At 29.9% G+C, this 12,945-nt stretch carries 11 protein-coding genes and 1 riboswitch; all 11 genes read right to left on the reverse strand.

Features of this window, described 5'->3' with window-relative positions; translation table 11 throughout:
- Window positions 1–300 precede the first annotated feature (300 nt).
- A riboswitch (TPP riboswitch) is annotated at window positions 301–399 on the reverse strand.
- A 52-nt stretch (window positions 400–451) separates the two neighbouring features.
- From rpe to coaBC, 11 genes are read right to left on the reverse strand one after another with little or no spacing between them, the layout of a single operon-like run.
- The gene (gene rpe, locus BO51_RS04985; RefSeq protein ID WP_496484566.1) at window positions 452–1,108 is read right to left on the reverse strand and encodes a ribulose-phosphate 3-epimerase; all 657 of its coding nucleotides are present in this window, start codon (window positions 1,106–1,108) and stop codon (window positions 452–454) included.
- A gap of 1 nt (window position 1,109) precedes the next feature.
- Window positions 1,110–1,982: a ribosome small subunit-dependent GTPase A gene (gene rsgA, locus BO51_RS04990; RefSeq protein WP_496484568.1), complete on the reverse strand. Its 873-nt coding sequence runs from the start codon at window positions 1,980–1,982 to the stop codon at window positions 1,110–1,112.
- A gap of 1 nt (window position 1,983) precedes the next feature.
- Window positions 1,984–3,957 carry a Stk1 family PASTA domain-containing Ser/Thr kinase gene (pknB, locus tag BO51_RS04995; protein ID WP_496484570.1) on the reverse strand — a complete coding sequence of 658 codons (1,974 nt, stop codon included), beginning with the start codon at window positions 3,955–3,957 and terminating at the stop codon, window positions 1,984–1,986.
- Between the two features lie 12 nt (window positions 3,958–3,969).
- The gene (locus BO51_RS05000) at window positions 3,970–4,701 is read right to left on the reverse strand and encodes a Stp1/IreP family PP2C-type Ser/Thr phosphatase (RefSeq protein WP_496484572.1); all 732 of its coding nucleotides are present in this window, start codon (window positions 4,699–4,701) and stop codon (window positions 3,970–3,972) included.
- A gap of 5 nt (window positions 4,702–4,706) precedes the next feature.
- The gene (rlmN, locus tag BO51_RS05005) at window positions 4,707–5,747 is read right to left on the reverse strand and encodes a dual-specificity RNA methyltransferase RlmN (protein ID WP_496484574.1); all 1,041 of its coding nucleotides are present in this window, start codon (window positions 5,745–5,747) and stop codon (window positions 4,707–4,709) included.
- A gap of 26 nt (window positions 5,748–5,773) precedes the next feature.
- On the reverse strand, window positions 5,774–7,114 hold the full coding sequence (rsmB, locus tag BO51_RS05010) for a 16S rRNA (cytosine(967)-C(5))-methyltransferase RsmB (protein ID WP_496484576.1): 1,341 nt from the start codon (window positions 7,112–7,114) through the stop codon (window positions 5,774–5,776).
- Between the two features lie 21 nt (window positions 7,115–7,135).
- Window positions 7,136–7,825 (reverse strand): zinc metallopeptidase, encoded by a 690-nt coding sequence (locus BO51_RS05015; protein ID WP_496484578.1) that lies wholly within the window; start codon window positions 7,823–7,825, stop codon window positions 7,136–7,138.
- 19 nt (window positions 7,826–7,844) lie between these two features.
- Window positions 7,845–8,771 (reverse strand): methionyl-tRNA formyltransferase, encoded by a 927-nt coding sequence (gene fmt, locus BO51_RS05020; RefSeq protein WP_496484580.1) that lies wholly within the window; start codon window positions 8,769–8,771, stop codon window positions 7,845–7,847.
- A 2-nt stretch (window positions 8,772–8,773) separates the two neighbouring features.
- Complete coding sequence (gene def, locus BO51_RS05025) at window positions 8,774–9,247, reverse strand: peptide deformylase (RefSeq protein ID WP_496484582.1); 474 nt, start codon at window positions 9,245–9,247, stop codon at window positions 8,774–8,776.
- Window positions 9,248–9,256: 9 nt separating this feature from the next.
- A complete protein-coding gene (gene priA, locus BO51_RS05030) occupies window positions 9,257–11,701 on the reverse strand; it encodes a primosomal protein N' (protein ID WP_496484584.1) in 2,445 nt (814 codons plus the stop codon).
- 32 nt (window positions 11,702–11,733) lie between these two features.
- Window positions 11,734–12,942 (reverse strand): bifunctional phosphopantothenoylcysteine decarboxylase/phosphopantothenate--cysteine ligase CoaBC, encoded by a 1,209-nt coding sequence (gene coaBC / locus BO51_RS05035; RefSeq protein WP_496484586.1) that lies wholly within the window; start codon window positions 12,940–12,942, stop codon window positions 11,734–11,736.
- Window positions 12,943–12,945 lie beyond the last annotated feature (3 nt).

Raw genomic sequence — 12,945 nt, forward strand, 5'->3', positions numbered from 1 at the left:
TTATATTCGCCGTCATGAGAGACAAAAAGCCTTTTGAGCTAAGAACCCCAGAAGAGCATGAGGAACTACTTCTTACTAGGTCTTCAGTAGCCTAATGATCTGTATTTAATGTTTAGTTTTCAAAGAACAATTTTAAATAACAGCTTCGTTTTTTAAACCAATAATCATTGGTTTATTAGGTGTGCATTTTTTTATTATTAATTTTTCAAAAAATATTTAATATTATTTTGCTAAAATCTATTGACTTTAATTAGCTGGTCTTTTTTATAAAAAAAACTCATTGAGAGATTGTCAATGAGTATATTTCTATACACACTTCCCTCCGCTAGTATTACCTAGTTCAGGTTATAAGGGTCGGGATAAGATCCTCTCTCAGCTAATGCCCCCCTAGTGTTAAAGCCTATTCAATTTATTTAAATATATCACATTAGAGATAAATTAACAACATAAATTATTCTTTTAGAAGTATTTTAAATTGTTCTGTGCGGGCTTTTACATCATTATATGAAAATATATCAGAACCAATCACTAATATATCAGCTCCTAAATTTGCAATATGTTTAGCATTATCTAGTTTTATCCCACCATCTACTTCAATTAAAATATTAGGATAATCTGTACTTATTCTATTTTTCAAAGCTTCTATTTTCCTTTCTACTGGTTTGATAAAACTTTGGCCTCCAAAACCAGGATTAACTGACATTAATAATATTAAATCTAACTCATCAAATATATATTCTAGTATATCAAGTGGAGTAGCTGGATTTAATGAAACACCAGCCTTTATACCTTTTGATTTAATTAGTTGAATCGTACGATGTAGATGAGTTGTTGCTTCTGCATGAATTGTTAATATATCTGCACCAGCATCTATAAAATTGTCTATATATCTTTCTGGTTTGTCGATCATCAAATGAACATCGAGTGGTATTGAACTAATTTTCTTTATGCTTTTAATGATTGGCATTCCAAAAGTTATGTTTGGTACATAATTTCCATCCATTACATCTAAATGGATAAAATCTGCTCCACCTGCTGTAATATCTTGAATTTCTTCTTTCAGTTTTAAAAAATCTGCAGATAAAATTGAAGGTGAAATTTTTGCCACATCAAAACCTCCTATTATTTTTAATTTCATTTAATATGGATACATAGTTTTCATATCTAGATTTATATATTTTATTATTTTTAACTTCATTTATTACATTGCAATCTGGTTCATTAATATGCAAACAATTACTAAATTTGCACTGCTGTGAACTTCTATATATGTCAATAAAATAAGTATCGAGTCTATTTGCATCGATATGATTTAAATCAAGATTACTAAAACCAGGAGTATCAGACACATATGTGTTTTCCTGCAATTTAAATAATTCTACATGTCTTGTTGTATGCTTTCCTCTAGATAATTTTTTACTAATTTCTCCTGTTCTTAAATTTAAATTTGGATTAATAGCATTTAATAAGGAAGATTTTCCAACTCCAGAAGGACCCGAGAATACACTGATTTGATTTTGTAATAAACAATATAATTTATCAATACCTTCTTTTGTTTTTGTGCTTGTCTTAATTGTTTCATATCCTATATTTCTGTACATATTAATTATTTCATTTGCCATTTCATCATCAATATCTGATTTATTTATGCAAATAATTATATTTAAATTTGCATCATGCCCTATTACAATTAGCCTATCTAAAAACCATAAATTAATTTTAGGGCTATCTATACTCATAACAATAATTAATTGAGTAACATTAGCAATAGGTGGTCTTGTCAGAACAGTATTGCGAGGATATATTTCTTCAATATATCCTCTGCCATCGTCCTTGTTTATTCTTATTGATACTCTATCCCCAACTAGTGGTTCAATTTTTTGCTCTCTAAACAAACCTCTTGCTCTACACTCAATAATGTTATATCCTGTGTCAACATAATAAAAACCACCAATACCTTTAATAATAATACCATCTGCCATGTTATCCCTCAATACTTTTGCTATATTGGAATATACCGTCGTAATATACTTCAAATACCGCGCCTTTTTTGCCAGTTACGGGTATATCGAAAGTTCCATCTGCTGGTTTATGCTTTTTTGTATAAACAGTAGTTGTATTTCCATCTTGTTTTTTAATTATTGTTATTTCAGTCTCATCTTTATCAGCAAATGGTGTCACAGTTAAATTAGTAGTAAATTCTTCAGCACCTGGAGTTTCAGTTCCACCAGGGGTTTCTGGGTTATTTGGGGTAGTACTAGATGGTCCTGAGCTTACTTTTAGATCAATGGTAGTGCCTGGTTTTAAAGTACTACCTGGATTTTGAGATTGCTCCATTACTATATTTGCTGCATAATTATCACTTGGTTCATATTTAATTTCTCCTACTACTAAGCCAAGGTTTTTAATTTCCGATATCGCCTTATTGACATTTTCTCCAACTAATTGGATCATTATTACTTCGTCTACTTTTGGACCCTTACTGATGACTAAATCTACTCTTGTATTTGGTGCAACAGCTGTATATGGATCTATGCTTTGTGAAATAACATGATCAATTGGGATAGAATCATTATATTCATACTCAATATTATTTCCAAGTCTAAGACCTGCATCTTTTAATAGTCTTTCTGCCTCTGTTATCGATTTATTAACTAGATCAGGCACTTCTACATTTTCAGAACCCAAACTAACTACTACTCCAATTGGATAACCTGGCTTTATTTTAATTCCTTCATCTACATTTTGAGAAATTATAATACCTTCTTCAAAATCACTGCTCTGAACTCTATCTATAACATCAAGTTCAAATCCCATTTCCTCTGCGATTTTTGTTGCTTCTTCCTCTGTAATACCAACCAATTTTGGAGTGACAATGTAATCATTATTATTTAAATTATTTCTAAGTTGAAGATATCCGATAAACAATAGCGAAGCTATTATGAAGGCAGAAATAATCGCTATAGCAGTTGTCCTTTTCTTTGTCGGATTTTCTTTTTTACTAGTTCTGTTGTGTTTATCTTGTTTTCTTTCTGTCATATTATCTATTTCTCTTCCATTAATTGGTGGTATCAATTTCGTCATATCAAGAGTTTCATCAGAAACTATATTACTACCTATTTCATTTTTATTTATATTTAAGTTCTTCAAATCTCTCAACAATTCGTCTACATTTTGATATCTGTCACTTTGCCTTTTTTGAACACATTTCAATATAATTTTGTTGAATTCAGAAGATATATTGGGATTTTTTTCTATGGGTGGTACAATTTCATCTTGGACATGTTTTAAAGCAACTCCAATAGGAGTTTCTCCATTAAAAGGAACTTTTCCTGTCAACATTTCATACATAACTATGCCAAGTGAATAAATATCAGATTTTTCATCTGTATATCCACCACGAGCTTGTTCTGGTGAAAAATAATGAACTGAACCTAAGACATTAGATGTAGTTGTTATTGTAGATGAAGTTACTGCTCTTGCGATTCCAAAATCAGTTACTTTTACAATATTATCCTCTGTTATCATTATATTGTGTGGTTTTATATCTCTATGAATAATTTGGTTCTTATGCGCATGTTTTAATGCTTCAGCAATCTGAATTGAATAATATAATGCTTCAGATTCACTTAATTTACCTTTTTCAGTAATTATCTCTTTTAATGTTTTTCCATTTATATATTCCATAACAATATAATGAATATCTTTACCATCGATTTTATCATATCCAACATCATAGATACTTACAATATTGGGGTGAGACAAGCTAGCTGCAGCTTGTGATTCCTTTCGAAATTTTTTTACGAATTCTTCATCATTTGTCAAGTCTTCTTTCAATACTTTAATAGCTACATATCTATCTAATAAATGGCATCTTGCTTTATATACAACAGACATTCCACCAATGCCTATTTGTTCTAAAATTTCGTACCTATTGCCTAACATTTTACCTATCATCTTATCACCTCACTAAAATATTATACCAATCACAGTTATATTATCATATCCACCATTGTTTTTTGCTAATTTTACACATTCATCACATGCTATTTGGATATCTTTTGTATTTGTAAAGATTTCTAATAATTTGTCTTTACTTACCATGTTAGTTAATCCATCGCTGCAAATAAAAATTAAATCTCCTGTCATAACTTCTACTTCGATTATATCGACATCAATTTTATAGTCAGTGCCGACTGCTCTGGTGATAATATTTTTTTGAGGATGATTTTCAGCTTCTATCTCTGTGATTTTTCCTTCTGATACTAATTGCCTTACTAGCGAATGGTCTTCAGTAAGTTGAGTAATAGAGCCATTTCGAATTATGTAAGCTCTGCTATCTCCGACATGCCCTATGATGAAAATATTATCATAGAGATATCCTAAAGTTAAAGTTGTTCCCATACCAAATAAATTTGGATTTAATTTTGACTGTTCACAAATATATCTATTCGCCTCTATAACAGATTTCTTTATAGTTTCTTTCACATCATCTATTCTTCTAAATGATGTATAATCATTTTTAAAGACCTCTTCTACTTTCTTAACTGCAACTTGACTTGCAACTTCACCTGCATTATGGCCACCCATACCGTCAGCTACTATAAATAAAGGAAATGAATTATGAAAATTTGAAACAAAAAAACTATCTTGATTTATTAATCTGACATTTCCAGTATCTGTTGAAAAACCAACTTTCAAATAAATCACTCCTCTTTTTTAGGAAGTACTCTTCTTTTTAATTGCCCACAAGAAGCACTTATATCAGAGCCCATTTCCCTGCGTATTGTTACTTTTAATCCATTTTTCACTAACAGATTATAAAACTTTTCTAATTCTTTGTTTCCATCAAAACCATAGTTAAATTCTTTTATTGGATTGAGTGGTATGAGATTTATGTGTACATCCATACCTTTAACTAATGATCTAAGTTCCTTTGCATCTTCAGGTCTATTATTAAATCCATCAATTAATGTATATTCGAAAGTAATTCTCCTATTTGTCTTTCTAAAATAATACCTCATTGCTTCAATGATATCATTTATCTTATATTTCTTAGCAATAGGCATTATTTGCTGTCTTTTATCATCAAAAGGAGAGTGTAATGATAGCGATAAAGTGATGGGAAGGTCTTCTTTTGATAATTCAATTATCTTATCTACAATTCCGCAAGTTGATAATGTAATATGTCTAAGGCTTGTATTGTGACCATTTTCATCACTAACTAAATTTATAAAATTAAGTACATTGGAGTAGTTGTCTAGTGGTTCTCCACTTCCCATTAAAACAATGTTCTTTACTTTAATGTTTAAATAATTCTCAGCACAGTATATTTGATCCAATATTTCTGCTGCTGATAGATTTCTTATAAACCCTTCTTTTGTAGATGCGCAGAATTCGCATCCCATTTTGCATCCAACTTGTGTTGAAACACATTGTGAATATCCATATTTGTACTTCATAATTACGCTTTCAATAATATTGCCATCATTCAATAAAAATAGAAATTTTACCGTTTCATCCTCTTTTGATTCAAACACGTCATATATTTTTATTTTATTTAATGTGTAATTTTCCGCTAATATTTCTCTCGTTTTTTTTGGTATGTTAGTAATTTCATCAATGCTCATTATTTTCTTATTATGAACAAAACTAAATATCTGCTTTGTTCTATACCTTTCAATTCCAAGAGAGATTATTTCATTTTCTAAATCAGTATAAGATATTCCATTTAATTCTTTTTTCAATTTAATCCCTTTCTAATACTTACTTATTAATATAACTTTTTTAGTTTTGCTATAAAAAATCCATCTGTCCCATGTATATTTGGAAATAATTGAACATATCCATTTCTCGCTGTTTTAAATAGTTCATGGAATCTATGATCAAATTCAACTAAAGTATAATTTGGATGTCTATTTAAAAAGTTTTTTACTTGAATTATATTCTCATCTTCATTTATAGTGCATGTGCTATAAATTATTTCACCACCAATTTTTACATATTGAGATGCAACATCCAATATATTTTTTTGCAGCTCAATTAGCTCCTTTATACTTTCTATAGTTCTATTCCATTTTATATCAGGCTTCCTTCTAATTAATCCTAACCCAGAGCAAGGAGCGTCAACAAAGCAATAATCAACTTTATTTATCAATCTATCATCCAATTTAGTCGCATCGAAAATCTCTGTTCTTATTGATTTCAAATTTAGTCTTTTTATATTTTCATTTATTAATTCTAACTTAGAAATGCTTTTATCCCTAGCTATGATAATAGCATCATCTTGGACATATTCGGCAGTGTGCGTAGCTTTACCCCCTGGCGCAGCACACACATCCAATATCAATGAACCTTTCTTAGGATTTGCTATCTCAGTGACAAGCATACTACTCTCATCTTGAATAGTAAAGTAACCATTAATAAACTCAAAAGTATTAAATAAATTCTCAGGATTATTTACTACCAGACCAAAAGAAGAATATTTAGTTTCCTCAATATTATAACCTTTTTTAGCTAGTTCATATTTCAAATTATCCCTGGTAGTTTTTATTGTATTTACCCTAATATTTAATATTGGTTTTGAATTTAAGCTGAAAAGTAGTTGTTTAGTGAAATCAATTCCATAATCATTAATCCACATTTTTACAATATATTCTGGAAAAGAATAAAGCAATGTTAAGGAATGAATATCTAATTTTATATTTGAATAGTTTTCTATTATCTTATCTTTATTGGCAGCTATATTTCTTAACACAGCATTGACATAGTTTGCATTTCCTTTATGTGTGTATTTTTTTACTAGATCAACACAGTCATTAATTATTGCATAACTTGGTACTCTATCAAGATAAATCAATTGATAAATGCCTATCCTTAAACAATTTAATACTACCTTATGCAATTTATCAATTTTGATTTTTGAATACTTTTCAATGATATTATCTATCAATGTTAAATTCTTAACTATTCCATACACCGTTTCTCTTATTAATCTAGAATCGGATTGGTTTTTTATATCCTCTAGATAATTGTCAATGGTGTATTTTTTAAAATTAAAATTTTCTATCGATTCATTCAATATATTTAATATACTTTCTCTACTCTTTGTCATATCTTCATCCTTAACAACTATTTATCTACGTCTATTATCAGTAATAGCAAGCAGTCTTAGCAATTCAGATATTGCCACCAATGTTGCAGCTACGTATGTTAAAGCTGCAGCTCTTAGCATGCTTTTAGCATGTACAATTTGGTCTCTTGATATTACACCATTTTCTAATTGCTCAAGAGCCCTATTACTTGCATTAAATTCAACAGGCAAAGTTACTATTTGAAATAAAACAGCAGCTATAAATAGAGCAATGCCTAGATCTATAAAAAAAGGGCTGATAATAAATCCTAGAATTATAAAAATCCAGACTAAATTTGATCCAAACATAGCTATTGGTGCGATAGTATTTCTTAAAATAAGAGGGAAATAACCATCATTATGTTGTATTGCATGACCTACTTCATGAGATGCAACACTTACAGATGCAATGCTTGAACCAGAATAAACCTCTGGAGAGAGTCTCAATATTCTAGTACGTGGATCGTAATGATCAGTGAGAACTCCTCTGACCTGCTCTATTTTTACTTGACTTAATCCGTTTTTATCAAGAATATATCTTGCTACTTGAGCTCCAGTTAGTCCGGTATTGCTAGGCATTTTAGAATATTTTTTATATGCAGAGTTTACTTTCATTTGTGCATAAGAAGCAAATAAAATAGCAGGCAATACAAATATATACCATGAACTATAGTATCCTGTGTAAGATAACATATTAATCCTCCTTCTGTGATTACACTATTTTACCTATTTCAATTCGATTACCCTTAATATATTCACTAATAGGCATCATTTTTTTCCCTGGAAATTGAAATTCTTTAACAACAACAAACCCATTATTTGCAGCAATCCAAATGCCGTCGTTGCCAATTTTATAGATAGTACCTACAATCAAATCATGCTCGATTTCTACTATATCAACACTATTTACTTTTACAATTTTATCATCATAATAAAAATAAGAACCTGGCCAAGGTTTAAAAGCCCGTATATGATTTTTTATTTTATTTATATCACTATTCCAATCTATCCTGCCCATTTCTTTTGTCAACATAGGTGCATACGATGAGAGTTTATCATCTTGTTCAATATAAGCTGCTTTTCCTGATACTATTAAGTTGATTGTTTCAAGCAGTGATTCTGCGCCAATTTCAGAAAGTTTATTTGACAGTGTTATAGAATCATCATTTTCTAAAATAGGTAACTCTCTTTGTAATATAATTGGTCCTGAATCTAGTCCTTCGGTAATTTTCATGGAGGTTATACCAGTGACCGCCTCTCCATTTGCTATTGCCCAATTAATAGGTGCTGCACCTCTATATTTGGGTAGTAAAGATGCATGTATATTTATATTTTCATACTTAGCTATGTTTAATATTTCTTTTTTTAATATTTGCCCATACGCTATAACAACTAAAAAATCTGGATTGAGTTTAGTTATAGTTTCAATAGATTCAATACTGTTAATGCTTGTTGGTTGATAAACATCTAATCCCAATTCAAGAGCTGCTCTTTTTATAGGCGAAAACTGAAAAGATTTCCCTCTACCTTTTGGTTTATCAGGTTGGGTAATCACTAGCGAGATGTCGTGACCGTTCTCACATAGTTTTTTTAATGGTTTGACTGCAAATTCTGATGTGCCCATAAAAACAATTTTCAAATTTATACACCTTCCTCAGCTTCTGATTCTTTGTATATTTTCTCTGCTCTATCTATATATAGAATACCATCTAGATGGTCAATTTCATGCATAAAAGCTCTTGCCAAATAACCAGAAACTTCACGTTTTACGGTGTTTCTATTTTCATCAATATATTCAACTATTATTTTTTCAGCTCTTTTTACATATCCTGAATATCCAGGAATTGATAAACAGCCTTCTAAGTCTGTTATTTCTCCTTCAGAATAAGTAATATTTGGATTGATAGCAATAATTGGACTGTCTTCACCTTCTAACACAATAATTCTTCTTAATACTCCTGCTTGTGGGGCAGCTAGTCCGATTCCGTTAGCATCTCTCATAGTTTCTATCATATCTTGAGCTAATTGTAAAATTCTTTCATCAATTGTTATAATTTCTTTAGATTTTTTACGGAGAATAGGATCCCCTTCTATTCTAATTTTTCTTATAGCCATTTTTTCCTCCTATAAAATACTTACTGGATCTATGTCAATACTTATTTTATTAGATCTGTATTTTTTCCTATTTCTATTAGTTATAAATACCCACTCAACATATTTTATTAACTCTTCTTTTACTGAACGATCAAATTTTATTAGTAATTGATATCTATAATTATTGTTTATTTTCTCTATTGGAGCGATATGAGGAGTCCCTATCATTGATATATCTTTGTTCTTACTTTTTAAAATAGAAATAAAATCATCATAATATTCTCCAATTTCTGATTTAACATCATTCATATTAGGTCCATAAATTGTTATTAGAATAATATTCATAAATGGAGGATATCCAAATTCTTCTCGAAGTTTTATTTCTAAATTATAGAAATTTTCATAGTCGTATTCTTTTGCATATTTTATGCTATAATGGTCAGGATTATAAGTTTGAACTATCACATTCCCAGTGGCTTTACCTCTACCTGCTCTCCCTGACACTTGTGTTATTAACTGAAAAGATCTCTCTGCTGACTTAAAATCAGGTAAGAAAATTGTGCTATCAGCTGCAACAATGCCCACAAGTGAAACATTAGGAAAATCAAATCCCTTTGATATCATTTGGGTGCCAATCAATATATCTATTTCATTAGCCTTCATCGCTTCATAAATATTTTGATAATCATCCCGTTGATTCATTGTGTCACTGTCAACTCTTTTTATCTTAGCATTAGGAAACATTTTTTTTGTTTGCTCTTCTAGTTTTTCTGTCCCAATGCCAAACTGTTTAAACTTATTGCTACCACAATTAGGACATACACTAGGATATTTTTTTGTTTTCCCACAATAATGACATAGAAGCTTATTTTTTTGCTTGTGAACTGTCATACTTACATCACAACTATCACATTTTATAACATAACCACAATTTCTGCAAGAAACAAAATTTGAATACCCTCTTTTGTTCAAAAACAGTATTACCTGTTCTTTTCTTTTTAGTCTTAGTAATATTTCTTCATAAAGTGATCTGCTAAATATTGACATGTTGCCTGTATTTAATTCCTCTCTCATGTCAATTACTCTGATTTCTGGCAATGATGCAAATTCTATTCGATTTTTAATTTCTATTAGTTCATAAAATGAATTTTTAGCATGATAATAACTTTCAATCGAAGGTGTAGCAGAACCTAATACTAACTTACTATCTTCTAATTGACATCTTTTTATAGCTACATCGATGGTATTGTATTTAGGATCAATCGAGGATTTATAGCTATATTCATGCTCTTCATCGATTATTATAATTCCTAAATTATCTACTGGTGCAAAAATCGCTGATCTAGCTCCAATAACAATATCTAGTTCGCCTTTCTTTATCTTTTTCCATTGATCAAGTCTTTGTGATGTAGTGAGTTTACTATGCAATACTGCTACTCTATCACCAAACCTGCCGACAAATCTCTCTATAGTCTGCGGTGTTAATGATATTTCAGGGACCAATATGATGGAACTCTTATTTAATTTTAGCATTTGTTCAACTAATTGCAAATATATCTCAGTTTTTCCGCTTCCTGTGATGCCATGAAGTAAGAAAAACTTATTATTGCTATTTATTATTCGATCATAAGCATTTTTTTGTTCTTCATTCAATACATGTTTTTTATAAGAACAAAAATCATAATTGATTATTTCATTGTCTATTTTTTTATTGTTTTCTATTAGCAAATTTTTTTCAACAAGTTTATTTACTGAACTATTTGAAGTGTTAAATTTTGTTAAAATTTCATTTAATGACATTTCTTCTTTATCCCACTCGTTTAGCCATATATCTCTTTGCTTAGTAGCATTCTTAGGTAGTAACTTTAACCCCTCATCTATACTGTAATTCTTGGATTTTGAGTAAAGCTTAATAAATCTCTGATTTGTATTTTTTAATATAGTGTATTTTAAATCTAAAACAGAATTGTCAACTAATTTGGAGAGTTGTTTTTGAATCTTTTCTCCATAAAGTTTATATAGTTGATTAGCTTCAATTATATTGCTGGATTTAAATGCTGCAATTATTTCAACATCATCATTTTGGGGAATATAATTTATTTTTTTATTTATTTTATAATATAATTTTATACTTTTGATGTCTGACGGTGGTAAAAACAAAGATAAAGCATCAATATATGTAGAAAGATACTCGTTTTTAATCCACAAGGCTAAGTCAATTTGCTGTTTTGTTATTAAAGGAACATCATCAATAATCTCATATATTTCTTTTATATTTGCTATTTCTATTGATTCCACATTTTCAGATCTTATTCCAATAATTATTCCAATAGTAGGAGCATTTGTTTTCCCGAATGGAACTAAAACTCTTGAACCAATAGATAAATTATTATTCATTTCATCTTTTGCTTTATAAGTAAAAGTCTTATCTAATAATTTACTTTTGCTAAATAAAATTACATCTAATAATTTCAATTTGCCACACCCTTTATATTAGAAAAAGCTAGTTAACTAGCTTTTTCTAATATTGCTTTTATTCTATCTATAATAATTTCTGCCAGTTCACTTTTTTTCATAATTGGTAAATTTTCTATAGTTCCATCTTTATAAATTATTGAAGCAATATTTGTATCAACCTCGAACCCTGCGCCTTCAACTGTTACATCATTGGCAATGATAAAATCAAGATTTTTTTGTTTAACTTTTTTTGTTGCATTTTCAATTAATTCTTCAGTTTCTGCAGCAAAACCCACTATTATTTGGTTATCTCTTTTCTTAGCTCCAAAATATGCAGCAACATCTGGATTTTTTTCAAAGTCTATCTCAAGTATGTCTTTCCCTATTTCTTTTTTTAATTTTTGATCTGAGAAATGTGTAGGTTTGTAATCCGAAGGTGCAGCAGCTTTTATTAATACATCTGCATTATTAAAGTATAGGTCGATCTTTTCTAGCATTTGCTGTGTTGTAGTAACTCTTTCAAACTTTACATTTTCTGGGGTGTCTAAATCCGTTGGACCTGATATTAGTATAACATCTGCGCCTCGTCTACTAGCTTCTCTTGCTATTTCATATCCCATTTTCCCACTAGATCTATTCGTTATATATCTAACCGGATCAATAGCTTCTTGTGTCGGACCAGCAGTGACAATGATCTTTTTTCCTATTAAATCTTTCTTAGTAAAGAAATCTTTAAGATATTCGATAATTTGAAAAGGTTCTGCCATCTTGCCAGTTCCTTCGTCTCCACAAGCAAGTCTACCCTCCCCTGGATTGATAAATTCATAGCCCAGCTCTTTTAATATTCTTATGTTGTTTTGGAGAATTGGATTCTTGTACATTTGAGTATTCATTGATGGTGCAAAAATAACTTTTTTGCTAGTAGCCATAATAACTGTAGTTAGTAGATTGTCAGCTATTCCATTAGCTACCTTACCTATTGTATTTGCAGTTGCAGGCGCAACTAAAATAACATCAGCCTTTTTCGCCAATGAAATATGTTCAACTTCCATTTCATTAACCAAACCAAACATATCATAATGAACTTTACTTTGTGACATTGTTTGGAATGTTAGAGGTGCAACAAATTCGGTAGCTGCTTTAGTCATTATTACTTCAACATTTGAACTTTCCTTTTTCAATTTGCTTATCAAGTCAAGTGTTTTATATATCGCAATGCCGCCTGTCACACCTATTATTATATTTTTATTTTTAAGCACATC

It is taken from the genome of Soehngenia saccharolytica DSM 12858 (assembly GCF_059568515.1).

Bases quoted from the DNA above. Each gene is read 5' to 3' on its own strand.
- rsmB (WP_496484576.1), bottom strand. From the start codon at position 7,114: ATGACAAAGAGTAGAGAAAGTATATTAAATATATTGAATGAATCGATA.
- pknB (WP_496484570.1), bottom strand. From the start codon at position 3,957: ATGATAGGTAAAATGTTAGGCAATAGGTACGAAATTTTAGAACAAATA.
- BO51_RS05015 (WP_496484578.1), bottom strand. From the start codon at position 7,825: ATGTTATCTTACACAGGATACTATAGTTCATGGTATATATTTGTATTG.
- def (WP_496484582.1), bottom strand. From the start codon at position 9,247: ATGGCTATAAGAAAAATTAGAATAGAAGGGGATCCTATTCTCCGTAAA.
- rsgA (WP_496484568.1), bottom strand. From the start codon at position 1,982: ATGGCAGATGGTATTATTATTAAAGGTATTGGTGGTTTTTATTATGTT.